This is a genomic window from Neorhizobium phenanthreniclasticum, from assembly GCF_040066075.1.
Classification (GTDB): Bacteria; Pseudomonadota; Alphaproteobacteria; order Rhizobiales; family Rhizobiaceae; genus Neorhizobium; species Neorhizobium petrolearium.
Window position 1 is genome coordinate 1 of the sequence record NZ_JBEAAL010000035.1, and the last position, 17,368, is coordinate 17,368.

General features: G+C 60.9%; 13 protein-coding genes and 1 riboswitch. Of the genes, 9 read left to right on the forward strand and 4 right to left on the reverse strand.

Annotated elements, in window-relative coordinates:
- Positions 1 to 362: 362 nt before the first annotated feature.
- The 5 genes from ABK249_RS29600 (at position 363) to ABK249_RS29620 (ending at position 8,030) form a co-directional block, all read left to right on the forward strand.
- Positions 363 to 1,313: a phosphoribosylaminoimidazolesuccinocarboxamide synthase gene (locus tag ABK249_RS29600; RefSeq protein WP_227704570.1), complete on the forward strand. Its 951-nt coding sequence runs from the start codon at positions 363 to 365 to the stop codon at positions 1,311 to 1,313.
- Positions 1,314 to 1,347: 34 nt separating this feature from the next.
- Positions 1,348 to 1,950 (forward strand): TetR family transcriptional regulator, encoded by a 603-nt coding sequence (locus ABK249_RS29605; protein ID WP_348864695.1) that lies wholly within the window; start codon positions 1,348 to 1,350, stop codon positions 1,948 to 1,950.
- Positions 1,951 to 2,114: 164 nt separating this feature from the next.
- A complete protein-coding gene (locus ABK249_RS29610; protein ID WP_348864696.1) occupies positions 2,115 to 3,314 on the forward strand; it encodes an efflux RND transporter periplasmic adaptor subunit in 1,200 nt (399 codons plus the stop codon).
- Between the two features lie 44 nt (positions 3,315 to 3,358).
- Positions 3,359 to 6,457 (forward strand): efflux RND transporter permease subunit, encoded by a 3,099-nt coding sequence (locus tag ABK249_RS29615; protein WP_348864697.1) that lies wholly within the window; start codon positions 3,359 to 3,361, stop codon positions 6,455 to 6,457.
- Between the two features lie 130 nt (positions 6,458 to 6,587).
- On the forward strand, positions 6,588 to 8,030 hold the full coding sequence (locus ABK249_RS29620) for an efflux transporter outer membrane subunit (protein WP_037146700.1): 1,443 nt from the start codon (positions 6,588 to 6,590) through the stop codon (positions 8,028 to 8,030).
- A 91-nt stretch (positions 8,031 to 8,121) separates the two neighbouring features.
- Here the strand turns inward: ABK249_RS29620 and ltrA are convergent, their stop codons facing one another.
- From ltrA to efp, 3 genes are all read right to left on the reverse strand, one after another.
- Positions 8,122 to 9,381: a group II intron reverse transcriptase/maturase gene (gene ltrA / locus ABK249_RS29625; protein ID WP_227702662.1), complete on the reverse strand. Its 1,260-nt coding sequence runs from the start codon at positions 9,379 to 9,381 to the stop codon at positions 8,122 to 8,124.
- A 206-nt stretch (positions 9,382 to 9,587) separates the two neighbouring features.
- The gene (locus tag ABK249_RS29630) at positions 9,588 to 9,719 is read right to left on the reverse strand and encodes a hypothetical protein (protein ID WP_265105677.1); all 132 of its coding nucleotides are present in this window, start codon (positions 9,717 to 9,719) and stop codon (positions 9,588 to 9,590) included.
- A 331-nt stretch (positions 9,720 to 10,050) separates the two neighbouring features.
- The gene (gene efp / locus ABK249_RS29635; protein WP_037154339.1) at positions 10,051 to 10,620 is read right to left on the reverse strand and encodes an elongation factor P; all 570 of its coding nucleotides are present in this window, start codon (positions 10,618 to 10,620) and stop codon (positions 10,051 to 10,053) included.
- Between the two features lie 177 nt (positions 10,621 to 10,797).
- Here efp and epmA point away from each other — a divergent pair, with 177 nt between their 5' ends.
- On the forward strand, positions 10,798 to 11,868 hold the full coding sequence (epmA, locus tag ABK249_RS29640) for an EF-P lysine aminoacylase EpmA (RefSeq protein WP_348864698.1): 1,071 nt from the start codon (positions 10,798 to 10,800) through the stop codon (positions 11,866 to 11,868).
- Positions 11,865 to 12,911: a lysine-2,3-aminomutase-like protein gene (locus ABK249_RS29645; RefSeq protein ID WP_348864699.1), complete on the forward strand. Its 1,047-nt coding sequence runs from the start codon at positions 11,865 to 11,867 to the stop codon at positions 12,909 to 12,911. Before epmA ends, ABK249_RS29645 begins: the two co-directional genes overlap by 4 nt.
- A 798-nt stretch (positions 12,912 to 13,709) precedes the next feature.
- Here ABK249_RS29645 and thiC read toward each other — a convergent pair.
- Positions 13,710 to 15,521: a phosphomethylpyrimidine synthase ThiC gene (thiC, locus tag ABK249_RS29650; RefSeq protein WP_037154333.1), complete on the reverse strand. Its 1,812-nt coding sequence runs from the start codon at positions 15,519 to 15,521 to the stop codon at positions 13,710 to 13,712.
- A 94-nt stretch (positions 15,522 to 15,615) separates the two neighbouring features.
- A riboswitch (TPP riboswitch) is annotated at positions 15,616 to 15,747 on the reverse strand.
- A gap of 180 nt (positions 15,748 to 15,927) precedes the next feature.
- Between thiC and ABK249_RS29655 the strand changes: the two genes are divergently transcribed.
- Together ABK249_RS29655 and ABK249_RS29660 are read left to right on the forward strand one after the other, a co-directional pair.
- Positions 15,928 to 16,179 (forward strand): acyl carrier protein, encoded by a 252-nt coding sequence (locus ABK249_RS29655; protein WP_037154331.1) that lies wholly within the window; start codon positions 15,928 to 15,930, stop codon positions 16,177 to 16,179.
- Positions 16,179 to 17,360 (forward strand): acyl-CoA dehydrogenase family protein, encoded by a 1,182-nt coding sequence (locus tag ABK249_RS29660; protein ID WP_348864701.1) that lies wholly within the window; start codon positions 16,179 to 16,181, stop codon positions 17,358 to 17,360. The genes ABK249_RS29655 and ABK249_RS29660 overlap by 1 nt, the downstream gene beginning before the upstream one ends.
- Positions 17,361 to 17,368: the final 8 nt, after the last annotated feature.

Sequence of the window (17,368 nt, forward strand, 5' to 3'; positions counted from 1 at the left end):
ACCCGGCCCACAATCAGCAGTCGCCAATGCTTAAGGATTTCTCCAGAACAAAGGACTTCGTCGCCAGCAGCGCCGCCGCCCTCGTCAGTGACACGGCTTATAGAAGCTCACCCAAGATGAAGTCAACTGAATTGAATCGGAAAAATTGAAAAATCTTACAACACACTGAAAAATCTGGAGAATTAGAAAGTTGAGCCTCATTCCAACCGTTAACGGAAGTTAACAGTCTGGCAGCGGAACGCACCCCTCGCTGGATGGAGAAATCGAAGCGGCAAGCTGCCACGTCCGACCGTTCTTGTGCGGCCGCGTCAAAACATGCGATAGCAAAAGAACTGCGAAAACTCTCAGGAAAGTGGTTTCCCGTGCGCGTTCTTACCGATGCCTTCATTCCCGAACTGCCGAACCATTACCGCGGCAAGGTTCGGGAGAATTACGATCTGCCGGACGGCCGCCGCATCATCATCGCCACGGATCGCCTAAGCGCTTTCGATCGCATCCTGACATCGATCCCCGACAAGGGCCAGGTGCTGACCCAGACCGCACGCTACTGGTTCGAGGCGACTGGCGACATCTGCCCGAATCATGTGCTCACCTACCCCGATCCGAATGTGGTCGTGGGCAAACGGCTCGATATCCTGCCGGTCGAGATCGTCGTCCGGGGCTATCTTGCCGGCACAACGGGCACGTCGCTCCTCACCCTCTACAAGAAAGGTGAGCGAGCCATGTACGGGCTCCACCTTCCGGACGGATTGAAGGATAATCAGGTTCTTCCTGAACCGGTGATCACGCCGACCAGCAAGGCCTTTGACGGTGGCCATGACGAACCACTGACGCCGAAGGAAGTCGTCGACCGCGGTCTTCTGACGGCGGAGCAATGGGAAACTCTGTCTCGATACGCGCTTGCGCTCTTCGCCCGCGGCCAGGAACTGGCGGAAAAACACGGCCTCATCCTCGTCGACACCAAATACGAATTCGGCACGGATGCCGACGGCAACATCATCCTCGCCGATGAGATCCATACGCCGGACTCGAGCCGCTACTGGATCGCCGACAGCTATCGGGAGGCTTTTGAGAAAGGCACCCGGCCAAAGAGTTTCGACAAGGACTTTATCCGGGCCTGGGTGGTCGAGCGTTGCGATCCCTACAAGGACGAGATCCCGCCGATACCGCCGGAACTGATCGAGGAGACCGCCAGGGTCTACCGCTCAGCTTACGAGACGATCACGGGAAACACCTTCGTTGCGGACACCGGCAGTGCGACAGTGCTTGATCGGGTCCGGAAGAACCTGGAGCCCTATTTCAGCACGCGTTGATCGGGAAATCCGTCCGATTTTTAAAGAGGTGAGAGTGCGAAGGCCAAGGCGCAAAGCGGAAGAGACGCGGGAGGACATCCTCAACACGGCGGAAATCCTTTTCCGCGAACGCGGCATCGCCAAATGCTCGATCGCCGATGTCGCCCAGGCGCTTTCGATGTCGCCGGCCAATATCTTCAAGCATTTTCACTCGAAGGCAGCGCTGGCGGATGCCATCTGTGACCGGCATATCAGCCGCATGATCGGGCGATTCGGGACGCTTGACGAACCCGCTCCGGCGCCCGAGCGGCTTGCGATCGTCGTGCGCAAGCTGATGGAGGCACATCTTCAGGACATCCGCGAAAACCCTTTCCTCTTCGAGATGATCTTTCTGATGTCCGAAGCCGATCTGCCGAGCGGGCAGCATTACAAGGAACTGATCGAGTCCCTCTTTACCGATCTCATCCGCCAGGGCGTAGCGAGCGGTGCGTACAAATGTACCAACCCGCACGCGATAAGTCGGCATGTCGCAGCCGCTTTTGCGAGCGTGCTCCATCCTGTTCTTCTGGCCAAGTCCGACGAGGCCGAACTTTATGACCGATGTGACGGCCTCACTGGACTTGTGAATGCTGCGTTGCAAAATCCGCTTGTAAAGTGACGATTTTTAACTTACGTCACTTCCCCACCGCAGACCGTTGGCCGAATTCTTCTTTCGACCACCACTGTTCTGACCACTCAAGACGGGGTACCTTCTCCGTCCTTCGCCCCGGCACATATCGTCTGCCGTGGCGATTACCCAAACGCCTTGCCTTGGATGACGCCATGATCGGACGCAAACTGATTCTACCACTGCTGTTTTCTGCAGCTCTTGCGGCTTGCAGCGATTCTGGCCAACAGCAATCCGCAGGCGGAGCTCCGCAACGACCGCCGCAGCCGGTCAGCGTCGTGACCCTGCAGAAATCCGAACAGCCGCTCACGACGGTTCTTTCCGGCCGTGCGGCAGCCTTCCAGTCGGCCGACATCCGGCCGCGCGTCGGCGGGGTGATCAAGCAGATTGCGGTGAAGGAAGGCAGCTTCGTGAAAGCCGGCGATCTTCTCTACAAGATCGAGGACGACACCTATCTCGCCTCGGTAGCCGAGGCCCAGGCCGCATTGGAGCGTTCGGAGGTGAGCGTGCCGGCGGCCGAGGCCAATCTTCAACGTTACGAGCGGCTGGCCAATAGCGGCGCCTCGCAAAAGGAATATGAGGACGCTCGCACGACACTGCTTCAAGCCAGGGCCTCTGTTTCAGAGGCTCGCGCGGCTCTGCAGACAGCTCAGATCAATCTCGGCCTGACCGAAGTCCGTGCGCCTTTCGACGGGGTCACCTCGGCCACCCGATTCTCGGTCGGCAACGTCGTCACAGCAAGCCAGACCGATGCTTTGATGACCCTGCGCCAGATCAACCCGATCTATATAGAGCTGAACGAATCAAGCGTGAATCTGCGGCGTCTGAGGACGACCATCGCTGCCGGAAACCTTGACCGCAAGGAAAATGACGAGATAACCCAAATCCGCCTCACCTTGGAGGACGGCTCCGATTATCCCCACATCGGCAAGCTCGATATGTCCGAAATGGCGGTCAGCACGACCACCGGCACCGTTTCCATCCGCACCCTGTTCGACAATCCCGACAATCTCATCCTGCCGGGCATGTTTGTGCGCGCCACCATCACCGTTGGCAGGGAAACGGGTTATCTCATTCCCCAGCGCGCGGCCAGCCGGAACGCCAATGGCGAACTCACGGCGCAGTTCGTGACCGCCGACAACAAGGTCGAAACGCGCACTTTCCGCAGCAGCCAGCTTTCCGGCAACAACTGGCTGGTCACCGACGGCGTGAGCGACGGAGACAAACTCATCGTTGATGGCCTCCAGTGGATCACCGATAACGCCACCGTCAATCCCGTTCCTGCGGAGATTGATTCCAAGGGCTTCGTCATAGAGAAACCGGTCGTCGGCGATGCCCCGACGCCGAAGTCGTGATGTCTCGCGGCTTGTTCGGCAACATCGGGATCAGGAACTAGATCATGTCCCTTTTTTTCATTCGGCGGCCGATCTTCGCATGGGTCATCTCCATCGTCATCATGCTCGGCGGCGTTCTCGCCATCAATACCTTGTCGATTTCACAATATCCGGAAATCGCCCCGCCAACCGTGCGCATCTCCGCTTCCTATACGGGCGCCAGTGCCGACACGGTTAAGAAAACGGTGACGCAGATCATCGAGGACGGCATGACTGGCCTGGATGGCCTCACCTATATGACCTCCTCCTCCACGACCGGGCAGGCCAGCATCTCGCTGACCTTCGACAACAGTGTCGATGCCGACATTGCCCAGGTGCAGGTCCAGAACAAGCTGCAGCTCGTGACGTCGCAACTGCCGTCCATCGTCCAGGATCTGGGTATCGAGGTCACCAAATCGACATCCAGCATTCTGCTCGTCGGTGCACTCGTTTCCACCGATGGCAAGCGATCTTCCGCCGATTTGGGCGACATCTTCTCGACCCAGATCGAAGATCAGGTGAAACGCCTGGAAGGCGTCGGCAGCATCAACTCCTTTGGTTCGGCCTATTCGATGCGAATCTGGCTCGACCCGTTCAAGCTCAGAAAATTCCAGCTGACACCCGCAGACGTCACATCGGCCATCCAGATCCAGAACACTCAGGTCTCGGTAGGGTCGGTAGGCGGCCTGCCGTCCGTCGAAGGCCAGCAGATCAACGTCACCATGACGGCCCAGAGCCAGCTGACCACCGTGCCGGAATTCGAACGAATCATCCTCAAGGTCGACACCAGTGGCGCCAACGTGCGCCTCAGCGATGTGGCGCGCGTCGAGATCGGCCAGGAGAGCTATTCCTCCAGTTCCCGCTCCAATCGCCAGCCCGCTTCGGGTTTCGCAGTCAACCTGGCAACGGGCGCGAATGCGCTTGATACGGCGGACCGCGTCAAGGCCAAGCTCGCCGAGATCGCACCGGCCCTCCCGCAAAGCGTGAAGATCATCTATCCCTACGACACCACGCCTTTCGTATCGCTGTCCATTGAAAAGGTGGTCCACACGCTGATCGAGGCCATTGTGCTCGTCTTCGTGGTCCTACTGGTATTTCTGCAGAATCTCCGGGCAACCTTCATTCCGATGATCGCTGTACCGGTCGTCTTGCTGGGAACCTTCGGCATTCTGGCGTTGACGGGATACTCGATCAATACCTTGACCATGTTTGCCATGGTCCTCGCCATCGGTCTTCTGGTGGACGACGCCATCGTGGTGGTGGAAAACGTCGAACGAATCATGGCGCAGGAAGGACTCGGACCGCTCGAAGCCACCGAGAAATCGATGGGGGAAATCACCGGCGCGATCATAGGCATTGCGCTCGTGCTGACCGCCGTCTTCATTCCCATGGCATTTTTCGGCGGTTCCACCGGCATCATCTACCGGCAGTTCTCCGTGACGATCGTGTCGGCGATGCTCCTGTCGGCTGTGGTCGCCATTGTGCTCACGCCCGCCCTCTGCGCGACGATGCTGAAACCGATCGACCATGATAAGAAGGGGCGAGGGATCGGCGCCTGGTTCAACCGGGGTTTCGACCGGACCACGCATGGCTACGTGGGCTCCGTGGGTTACCTCCTGAAGCGTCCGCTGCGCGTGATGATCATGTTCGCCATCGTGATCGGGGGATGTGCCTGGTTCTTCACGCGACTTCCCTCCTCCTTCCTCCCGCAGGAAGACCAGGGCGTGTTGATGACAATCATCCAGCTGCCGAATGGCGCAACCAGTGCCCAGACGGCCGAGGTGATCGAGAAGGTCGAAAACTATTATCTCGACCAGGAAAAGGAAGGCGTCCAGGACGTCTTCGCGGTAAACGGCTTCAGCTTCACGGGCTCCGGCCAGAACAACGCCCTTGTTTTTGCGAGCCTTCGGGATTTCGACGAACGTCAGGACCCGAAGCTCGCTGCAGGCGCCATCGTTCAGCGCGCCATGGGCTATTTCTTCACGATCCGCGAAGCCCAGGTCTTCCCGCTGCTTCCTCCGGCAATTCAGGGCATGGGCAACTCCAGCGGTTTCTCCATGTATCTGGTCGATAGCGGCAATCACGGCTCGCAAGCCCTCGTGACGGCGTCCAAACAACTCGTGCAGGCCGCCAACAGCGGCAACAAGATCACCGCCATGCGCAGCAACGACCGCGATCAGGAAAGCCAGGTAAAGCTGTTGCTGGACCAGGAGAAGCTGAGCGCCATGGGAGTTTCGATTTCCGACGTCAATTCCATGCTGACGACCATTTTCGCCGGCAGCCGGGTGAACGACTTCACGCTGAACAACAAGATTAAGAAGGTCTATGTGCAGGCGGATGCGCCTTACCGCATGCAGGCGGAGGATCTGAAATACTGGGATGCCCGCAATTCCGACAACGAGATGGTTCCGTTTTCCTCCTTCACGGAAGCAACCTGGATCAACGGCCTGCCTTCCATTTCTGCCTTCAACGCCGTCACGGGTTTCTCCATGGAGGGGTCGGCCGCACCAGGTGTGAGCTCGGGCGACGCCATGAACGAAGTGGAACGCCTGGTATCCGAGATGGGGGGCGGCTATTCGGTAGCATGGCAGGGAATTTCCTATCAGGAGCGGCTTTCTGGCTCGCAGGCGCCGATGCTTTACGCGCTGTCGGTCCTGATCGTCTTTCTGTGCCTCGCAGCGCTCTACGAAAGCTGGTCGATCCCCTTCTCGGTTATCCTCGCGGTTCCCATCGGCGTGCTCGGGGCACTGACCGCGGCGCACTTTCTCGGGCAGTCGAACGACGTTTACTTCAAGGTCGGCCTTCTGACGACCATCGGTCTGGCGGCGAAGAATGCGATTCTGATCGTCGAATTTGCCAAGGATCGACAGCAGGGGGGCATGGGCCTTGTGGAAGCGACACTCGAAGCGGCTCGCCTGCGTCTGAGGCCGATCATCATGACGTCGCTTGCTTTCATTCTGGGTGTTGTTCCGCTCGCCATAGCCACGGGAGCCGGCTCCTCGGCGCAGAACGCGATCGGCGTCGGAGTGCTGGGTGGTATGCTTTCTGCAACACTCCTCGGAATTTTCTTCGTTCCCTCCTTCTTTGTTGTCGTTAGACGGTTATCAAACCGTGAAAAAGCGTAGCATAAGGATTACGTCGTTAACGGATTTAGTCTTCTAATACCGTCAGGAACAATCGAATCGCTCCTGACGGAGCAATCGGAAGCGGCATGAATGTCTGACTTCCAAGCGTTTAGGGCACTGGGACAGAAAAATGCTATCCACTCGAGTTGTTGCTCCTCTTATCACCGCGCTTCTGCTTTCGGGTTGCGTCGTCGGTCCCGATCACACGCCGCCGGAAATCTCCCTGCCGGGAAAGTTCGGCGAGGCCGGCGCTGCCAGCAACGGTGACGTGTCGCAGGTTGCCTGGTGGACCGCCTTCAATGACAGCCGCCTGAATGGCTATATCCAGACGGGCCTTGGGCAGAACCTCGACGTTCTCCAGGCTCTGGAACGAATCAATGCCGCACAGGCCAATGTCATCGTTGCAGGTGCCGGCGGGCTGCCTGCCCTGGACCTTGGAGCCTCTGCAAGCCGAAGCGGCAGTGAGGACATTGGAGGGCCGCTGAGCCCGTCGTCGTCCGGTCCTCAGACGACGGCCAGCGGCGATTTGACTGCGTCCTGGTTCCTCGATCTTTTCGGCCTTTATCGCCGCTCCAAGGAATCGGCGCTCGCAAGTCTCGACGCTGCCTATGCCAGCGCAGACGTGGCGAGGCTGACGCTTCTGTCACAGGTCGCGTCTGCCTATATCGACGTCCGCTATTATCAGGAGCGCCTCGCGATCGCTCGGCAGAACCTCGATTCGCGGCGGGAAACATTGAACCTCACCAAGCTTCAGCTCGAAGCTGGGGCGGCCTCCAGACTCGACGTCGTCCAGTCGGAAGGTCTCGTCAATTCAACGATCGCGGAAATTCCGGGCCTCGAGACCCAGTTCCGCCGCGCCACCCATCGCATCGCCACGTTGCTTGGATTGCCGGCATCCTCCCTCGTTGCTGAACTTCAAAAAGGTGCCCGCCAGCCGGTCGCCCGCTTCAATGCAAGAGCAGGCATCCCCGCTGATCTTATCCGCAACCGCCCGGACATTCGCGCTGCCGAACGGCAACTCGCCTCGGCCGTTGCCGAGATCGGCGTGGCCGAAGCGCAGCTTTATCCGTCCATCACGCTCGGCGGTTCGATCACGCCGTCCTACACCAGAATCTCTGCCGGTGAGAGCGGCGTTCTCGGCTGGTCCTTCGGTCCGCAGCTCAGCCTGCCGATCTTTGACGGCGGCCGCCTGAGGGGCAATGTGAAGATTGCCGAATCGTCGGCACGAGAATCCTATCTTGCCTGGAAGCAGACCGTTCTCGATGCAGTCGAAGAGGTCGAGAACGCGCTTGCCGCCGTGGCTCGCGACCGCCGCACGGTCGAAGCCTACCAGGCGACGGTGAAGTCCTATCAGGAAGCGTTGCAGCTCGCGACTGCAAGCTATCGTGACGGCGCATCCTCGCTGCTCGACGTGCTCGACGCGCAGCGCGAGGTCTCGACCGCGCAGGCGAGCCTTGCCCAGGCTGTGCAGCAGGTCGCACAGGACTATGTCACCCTCAACGTCGCGATCGGCGGCGGCTATGCCTTCGGCAAGACGGATGCCAAGGTCGCCTCTGTTGTCGTGAAGAAATAGATTCCGCTGATATACTGATGAATCGGGTAGGAGGGGCCTTACGGCATCCCTCCTCCCACACCACCGTGCGTACGGTTCCGTACACGGCGGTTCATGAAGCGTGGTTTAGGCGGTGCAGTTCCCGTTGTAAAGAAATCAGCCCGAGTTGGTCGAAGAGGGCCTTACGGAAGGCATCGTTCATGTGGCTGGCCCCGGCATTCCACCAAGGACCGTGACCATTACTGGTCGAGTCACGTGCCCGTTGCTCCGTCAGGCCGCGCTGCACCAACCGCATGCACCGAGTACGTGGCCGTTTCCATTGCCGCCATAGGATACAGCGCAACCTGCGCCGCAACCAACCATCAAGCTCCTCCAGGATCCCCTTGCCTTCGGTCAGCCGGAAATAGGCCATCCAGCCGCGCAGGATCGGGGTGAGGTCTTTGACGGTGGCGCCGAGGGCGCGACCGCGCCCGGCACGAAAGGCAGCCTTCAGCTTCCCCCTGAACCGCGCCACGCTGGACGCCGCGATCCGTAGACGCGGCGCCCTGTGGAAGGTCATGGTGTAGCCAAGGAACGTGCGCTTCCACGGTCGGTCCACGGCGCTTTTGGCACCGTTGACCGTGAGCTTCAGCCGTTCGGCAAGGAAGCGGGTGAGCGAGGCCATAACCCGCTCGCCGGCACGCTGCGACTGCACATAGACGTTACAGTCGTCGGCGTAGCGGCAGAAGGCATGGCCGCGTCGCTCCAGTTCCTTGTCGAGGTCATCGAGCAGAATGTTCGACATCAGCGGCGAAAGCGGACCGCCTTGCGGGGTCCCTTCGCTGCGTACCGTTTCGATCCCACCCGTCATCAACCCAGCCTGCAGGTAGCGGCGGACCAGTCGCAGCACCCGCTTGTCGGTGACCTTGCGTGCCACGCGTGCCATCAGAGCATCGTGGTTTACTCGGTCGAAGAACTTCTCCAGATCAAGATCGACCACAAAACGGCGACCACCGGCCACATGTGACCGGGCGGCGAGCACCGCGTCGTGAGCGCTCCGCCCCGGCCGGAAGCCGTAGGAGGAGGCCGAGAAGTCCGGGTCGAAGATCGGCATCAGCACCTGATGCATCGCCTGCTGGAGCAGCCTATCGAGGCAGGTCGGAATGCCTAGTTGACGCATTCCTTTGCCGCCGGGCTTGGGGATTTCCACCCCGCGCACCGGCGCCGGCCTGTAACAGTCCGCCAGCAAGTCTTCCCTGATACGCGGCCAATGCTCCGCAAGGTATGGCTTCAGTTGTTCGACAGACATCTTATCGATGCCCGGCGCACCCTTGTTCGCCACCACCCGACGGTAAGCCGCCATCATGTTCTCGCGGCTGAGGATCGTCTCCATCAGTCGCTCATTCGCCTCCGGTCGAGAGGCTAACAGTCCTGCCGTGGTGTCGGATGCACCCAATGCCTGCCCTCGCGGCTTCCGGCCGCTACTCTCAGCTTGGGCACAGGGCATCTCAGCCCCAACTTCTGCACCTGTTCTCACCATCGAAAGACCGATCTCCGTCCCGCACTCCATGTTCAGCCCTTCGCCGCTTGGTCCGGCTACTACGGCTTCTGCTGTCCCCTGCCGCCCCATCCCGACGCCTCTCGACGCCGGTAGCCCACCTGTTTCCAGGGGCAGATCGACAGGTCTCCCAGGGTAAGACGCGTGACCTTCATGCCATATACCTGTCGCATCTACGGCCGCATCCTCCGGGTGATATCGGGCTTCGGGTCTGTTGGCTCCCTCGCCCGGATGCGGACGCCTCATATGCGCTTCCTGTTCGTCAGGCCGGCATTTTGCTTGCAGCTTCCTTCAGACCCTACCTCGCGGCAACGCCCTTGCTGTTCAGCTAACAGTTCCCATCACCAGGGCCTGCAGAGGACTTGCACCTCAAAGTCATCGGCCGGATACCAGCCCGGCCAAACGGTGCTCTCGCACCACGCGCCATGCCTGGCGCACCAACAAAAAACCTCCGGAGCAGCCGCTCCGGAGGTTTTTTATCATGGGCCGACGGGCCGGGGACGATCAGCTCTTGGCGCGTTCGACGTAGGAATTGTCTTCCGTCGCGATGACCACGCGGGTGCCGGCATCGATATGCGGCGGGACCATGGTACGGACGCCGTTGGAAAGAATGGCCGGCTTATAGGACGACGAGGCCGTCTGACCCTTCACGACCGGCTCGGTTTCAACAATCTCGAGCGTGACGTGGCGCGGCAGCTGCAGAGCCAGCGCCACACCTTCATGCATGGAAAGGATGCAGGTCATGCCTTCCTGAAGATAGGCTTTCTGATCGCCCATCGTCTCCGCATCGACCACGACCTGGTCGTAGCTCTCCGGGTTCATGAAGTGGAAGCCTTCGCCGTCTTCGTAGAGATACTGGAAGTTCACGTCTTCCACGAAGGCGCGCTCGACCTGCTCGGTGGTCCGCCAGCGCTCCGACACCTTCACGCCGTCGACGATGCGGCGCATGTCGACCTGGGTGACGGGCGTGCCCTTGCCGGGATGGAAGTTCTGGGCGGTGAGAACGACATAGAGCTTGCCGTCGACTTCGAGGACGTTGCCCTTGCGGACGGAGGAGGCGATGACCTTGACCATGATATTCCTTATGGTGCGTACTGGCTTGTAACTGCCGAAAATGCATCGTAGAGGACCGGGCGGTAACCAGCCCGCAAGACGGCCCTCGTGATCGAGTATCTGTTTTCCGGCCGGAACTACTCCAAAACCGCGCAAAGTGGAAGCCTTGCCGGGAAGAACCGGCGAAGAAAGCCGTAAATGAGCTCATCCAGACCCGCCATATCCCGCTCGCCCTGGTGGACGCAGGCAAACCACGCGGACCGCCGGCCCTTCCTGATGGGACGCAATGCGATCCAGGCGGCGCTGCGCGGATTTTTCGGCGAACGGGATTTCGTCGAAGTCGATACGGCCACGCTGCAGGTCTCGCCAGGCAACGAGACACATCTGCATGCTTTTGCCACGGAGGCAATCGCGATCGACGGCGCACGGGCATGGATCTACCTGCACACCTCGCCCGAATTCGCTTGCAAGAAGCTGTTGGCGGCCGGCGAGAAGCGGATCTTCACCTTTGCGCATGTCTACCGTAACCGCGAGCGTGGGGCCTTGCATCACCCGGAATTCACCATGCTGGAATGGTATCGCGCCGGCGAGAGCTATGAACAGCTCATGGCCGACTGCGCCGACATGCTGGCGCTTGCCGCGGAGACCACCGGGACGGATCGTTTCATCTTCCGGGGCATGGAGGTCGATCCCTTTGCCGAGCCAGAGCGCCTGTCGCTCGCGGAGGCGTTCGAACGATATGCGGGCATCGACCTCCTCGCCTCCGTCGCCGCAAATGGCGAAACCGACCGCGATCTGCTGGCGGCTGGCTTGAAGCGGACCGGAATTCGCTTTGCCGAAGACGACACCTGGGCCGATCTCTTCAGCAAGGTGCTGGTGGAGAAGATCGAACCGCATCTGGGACAGAGCCGTGCGACAATCCTTTGCGAATACCCGGTTTCGGAAGCGGCCCTCGCCCGCCCCTCCGCCCGTGATCCGCGCGTGGCGGAACGTTTCGAACTCTATGCCTGCGGTGTCGAGCTTGCCAATGCCTTCGGCGAACTGACCGATGCCGGCGAACAGCGCCGCCGCTTCGAGCACGAGATGGCCGAGAAGTCCCGCATCTATGGCGAGCGCTATCCGATCGACGAGGATTTTCTCGCAGCACTTGCGGCCATGCCGGATGCAAGCGGCGCGGCCCTCGGCTTCGACCGGCTCGCCATGCTGGCGACGGGTGCCTCCCGCGTCGAACAGGTGATGTGGGCGCCGGTCGCGGAGGTCTTTTCGTGACAGCAGCCCGCTCATTGAAAACGCCGGAAGAGTTGATAGCCGCCGGCCTGGTCGAGCCCGGAAAGCTCGACGTCATCCGCGCCGTTGCGGACCGCTACGCAATCGCGCTGACGCCAACCGTTGTATCGCTGATCGACAGGGGTGATCCGAACGATCCGATTGCCCGGCAGTTCGTCCCCGATCCCGACGAATTGCTCGCGACGCCGGACGAACGCGCCGACCCGATCGGCGATCACGCGCACAGCCCCGTCAAGGGTATCGTGCATCGCTATCCGGACCGTGTGCTCCTGAAGGCGGTGCATATCTGCCCGGTCTATTGCCGCTTCTGCTTCCGCCGTGAAATGGTCGGTCCCGAGGGCGACGGCACGCTTTCGCCGAAAGAGTTGGCCGCCGCGCTCACCTATATCCGCGAGCATCCGGAAATCTGGGAAGTGATCCTCACCGGCGGCGACCCGCTGGTGCTTTCGCCGCGCCGGCTTGTCGCCATCATGCGGGGGCTTGCGGACATTGCGCATGTGAAGATCGTGCGCTTCCACACCCGCGTACCGGTTGTCGAACCGGACCGCGTGGACGGGGAACTGATCGAAGCGCTGAAGGACAGCGGCAAGGTGGTCTATGTGGCGCTGCATGCCAATCATCCGCGCGAGATGACGCAGACCGCCCGCGCCGCCTGCGCGCGGCTGGTCGATGCAGGTTTCCCGATGGTAAGCCAGACGGTGCTTCTGCGCGGCGTCAACGACGATCCGGCGGTCCTGGGCGAGTTGATGAAAGCCTTCGTCGAAGCGCGGGTCAAACCTTATTACCTGCATCATCCCGATCTGGCGCCGGGCACGGGCCATTTTCGGCTGGACATTGAGGAAGGCCAGAAAATCGTCTCGGCCTTACGTGGGAAAATCTCCGGCCTCTGCCAGCCGACCTATGTGCTCGACATTCCGGGCGGCCACGGCAAGGCGGCAATCGGCGAAAGCGCGATCCGCCGCGAAGGCGGCTGCTACTCCGTCAGCGATTTCCGCGGCGAGGAGCATATCTATCCTCCGAAATGACACGGCTCATCCCTCACGCGACTGATTCTGCCCGTGTCTTGAGATCTCGGAGAGCCCACACGAATGCGGAACCTCATTGGAATTGTATAAAGTGGCTCCGCATTCGCGTGGCCTTCGGCGTTCTCTCGGGGTGTCCAGCCCCTACAGATGATCATCTCGCCTCGCTGCGTGGTCTCGTTCACGCCCGTCTTTTCGGGACAGGCTCACCACTTGCACGGCTCAACCGAACCTGACCCGGCGGCCAGGGGGAGGCTTGATAGGAGCAACCGCCTTTCGACATGCGCTCCATGGCTTTCACCTCTTCCACCTTTCCCGCACGTTACGGTTCCGATGGAAGCGCCGGCTCCCGCCTGCCCGCGAACGTCTCGCGAAACACTCCGGCAACGGAAGCGGGGCAATTCTAGGCATGACGCAAGAAGGCGGGGATGAAAGGGAGTGATTTTCTCTGCCGGCTTCTGTCAATGCCTTGATTTGCCTCACCACACCCCCCTCTGCCCTGCCGAGCATCTCCCCCTCAAGTGCAGGGGAATTGCATATGACAAACATGCTATGGCTTCCGTGGAATGATGAAGCGGGCAGCATGCTCGATTCCCATATGCGATAGCCCTCCCCTCAAGTGGGGGAGATCGGATCGACGCACCGGCTTCCTCAAACAAGCCCGCTTCGGTTAGATCGACGGCCTGCTGCCCAGCAAACGCTAAATGAGGCCAAGAGGGGGCGGGCATGTGCTTGAATCCTCAGGTCAAGCACAGCAATGAGGAATACCTCCGCCGGAAGATCGGCGGAGGCTTTGATGCATCAATCCTTTCCGACCGGCATGTAGAGGTCGCCGCCGTCGCGGTATTTCGCGGCCATCGCCTCCAGCCCCTCCTTCTGCGCTTCGGCACGGATGTCGTGCGAAATCCGCATGGAGCAGAATTTCGGACCGCACATGGAGCAGAAATGCGCCACCTTGTGTGCCTCCTTCGGCAGCGTCTCGTCATGGAAATTGCGCGCCGTTTCCGGATCGAGCGACAGGTTGAACTGGTCCTCCCAGCGGAACTCGAACCGGGCGCGCGACAGCGCATCGTCGCGGATGCGAGCGGCGGGATGCCCTTTGGCAAGATCGGCCGCATGCGCGGCGATCTTGTAGGTGACGACGCCGACCTTGACGTCGTCGCGGTCCGGCAGGCCGAGATGTTCCTTCGGCGTGACGTAGCAGAGCATGGCCGTGCCGAACCAGCCGATCATCGCCGCACCAATGCCGGACGTGATGTGGTCATAGCCCGGCGCGATATCGGTCGTCAGTGGCCCAAGCGTATAGAACGGCGCTTCGCCGCAGACCTTCAGCTGCTTGTCCATGTTTTCCTTGATCTTGTGCATCGGCACATGGCCGGGGCCTTCAATCATCACCTGGCAGTCCTTCGCCCAGGCGATCTGCGTCAATTCGCCGAGCGTTTCCAGCTCCGCGAACTGCGCCGCATCGTTGGCGTCGGCGATCGAGCCGGGGCGCAGCCCGTCGCCGAGCGAGAAGGAGACGTCATAGGCGCGGCAGATGTCGCAGATCTCTTCAAAGTGCTCGTAGAGAAAGCTCTCCTTGTGGTGATGCAGACACCACTTGGCCATGATCGATCCGCCGCGCGAGACGATGCCGGTGACGCGGTCGACGGTGAGCGGAATGTAGGCAAGCCGGACGCCGGCATGGATCGTGAAATAGTCGACGCCCTGCTCGGCCTGCTCGATCAGCGTGTCGCGGAAAACTTCCCAGGTGAGATCCTCGGCAATGCCGTTCACCTTTTCGAGCGCCTGGTAGAGCGGCACGGTGCCGATCGGGACCGGTGAATTGCGGATGATCCATTCGCGGATATTGTGGATGTTGCGGCCGGTCGAGAGGTCCATCACCGTGTCGGCGCCCCAGCGGATCGCCCAGACCATTTTCTCGACCTCTTCCGCCATCGACGAGGTGACGGCCGAATTGCCGATATTGGCGTTGATCTTCACCAGGAAGTTCCGGCCGATGATCATCGGTTCGGTCTCCGGGTGGTTGATATTGGCGGGGATGATCGCCCGGCCTGCGGCGACTTCCTGGCGCACGAATTCCGGTGTCACAAAGTCTGGCACGTGCGCACCAAAACTTTCGCCATCGCGGGCAAGTGCTTCCTTGGCGGCCTGCCGTCCGAGATTTTCGCGGATGGCGATGAACTCCATTTCCGGTGTTATGATCCCGGCCCGCGCATAGGCGAGCTGGGTGACGGCCAGGCCTGCTTTCGCCTTCAACGGAGCATTGCGGACCGGGAATTCCGGCGTCAGGCGATCGCCGGTGACGAAGCCGTTGTCCTCCGGCTTGACGATGCGTCCCTCATAGGTCTCCACGTCGCCGCGGGCCTTGATCCAGCTTTCGCGAAGACGCGGCAGGCCGGATTCAATGCTGATCGTCGCGCCTTCGGCCGTATAGGGACCGGATGAGTCATAGACCGTCACCGGCGGTTCGCCGGAGGTCGGGTGCAGCGCGATCTCGCGCATCGGCACGCGGATGTCGGGATGAAGGACTCCGGGCTTCAGGACCTTCTTCGAGGCGGGAAGCGGGCCGGTGGTGACGACCGGGGTAAGCTTGGTGGTCGCGATATTCATGGTTGAGGCTCCAAGGTTTGACGTTTGGAGACCCAGTCCGGTGTTGGAATGATGGAAGAACGCCTTGAGCCGGAGCGGGAATCCCGCCATTGAGCCGTGAGCATCCGCACCGTCCCTACGCCAGTATGAACTGGATCAGGTTCAACGGGTCACTGCGCCACAATCGGCAAAGCCGTATTGCCCAGCAGTATCTCAGCCCCTTGCCGGGACCCCCCTGGTGAATCCGGACATCAGAAACCGGAGCAGCCCTCCTGTCAAGCCAGTTCGGACAGATGCCGATCGATTGGATTTTAGCGAATCCCGCAGCCCGATTTTCAGCATGTTTCTTACCGGAATCTTATGCTTTCCGGCCTAAACATCCCGCCAGCGATGAACGCTTGAGTTCCAATTATCGGGAGACGTCGAGATGAACGAGACCATTCGCGAACTGCTGGCGAAACTGGGCAATCTGCCGGTCGCCGTGACCGAGCTGGAAGATGGCGCCGATCTTTATGCGGCGGGCCTTTCTTCCTTTGCATCCGTGCAGCTCATGCTGGGCCTCGAAGAGGCCTTCGACATCGAGTTTCCGGACAACCTGTTGAACCGCAAGTCCTTTGCCAGCATCTCGGCGATCGAGCAGACGGTATCCCACATCCTGAAAGCCAAAGAGGCCGCGTGATGAGCCTTGCCGCTGTCGCAACCGATATGAGCCTCGGCGCACGCGCCCATCGCGTGGCGAGGGTGGCCGCCGATTTCGCCGATTCCGTCGACCGCGAAGGCCGCTTCCCGAAGGAAGCCGTCGATGCCATGAAGGCCGAAGGCCTGCTCGGCATCCAGATCCCCGCAGCCTTCGGCGGCGAGAGTGCGACGACGCAGGAGCTCGCGGAGATCTGCTCCATTCTGGGACAGGCCTGTGCCGCGAGCGCCATGGTCTTCGCCATGCACCAGATCAAGGTTTCGAGCCTTGTCGAGCACGGTGCCGAGAGCGAATGGCACAGGGATTTCATGCGCGAGCTTTGCGCTCGCCAGCTTCTCGTCGCCTCGGCGACGACGGAGGCCGGCATCGGCGGAAACCTGCGCAATTCCATCTGCGCCATCGAGATCGACGGCGACACCTGCCGGCTGACCAAGGATGCGACGGTGATTTCCTACGGGGAGCACGCCGACGCGATCATGGTCACCTCCCGCGCCCGTGCGGACGCGGCTCCGGGCGATCAGGTGATGACCGTCTTCAGGAAGAGCCAGTATATGCTCGAAAAGACCGTCGACTGGGATACGCTCGGCATGCGCGGCACCTGCTCGGATGGTTTCATCTTCAAGGGCGAGGCGCCCGCGGCACAGGTCTTCCCGAAGCCTTTCGCCGAAATCGCCGCACAGTCCATGCTCGCAAGCTCCCACCTGCTGTGGAGCGCCGTCTGGTACGGTATCGCCGCCGATGCGGTGCTTCGCGCCCAGGCCTTCGTGCGCGCCGCCGCCCGCAAGGCGGGCGGCTCGCAGCCGCCCGGCGCGTTGCGGCTGGCCGAGGCCTCGAACCTGCTGCAGCTCCTGAAGGCCAACATCCTCTCGGGCCTCAGGGCCTACGAGGATGCCAAGGCGGATCCGGACCAGCTTTCCTCCATGGCGTTCTCGATCGCCATGAACAACGTCAAGCTCGCCTCCTCCGAGACGATCCTGACGATCATCAACCAGGCGATGATCATCTGCGGCATCATGGGCTACAAGAACGGCACGCCCTACAGCCTCGGCAGGCACCTGCGCGATGCCCATTCCGCCCAGTTGATGATCTCCAACGACCGCATCCTCGGCAACACGTCGACCATGTTGCTCGTGCAGAAACCGGACACCAGCCTTCTCGGCTGACGCCCACT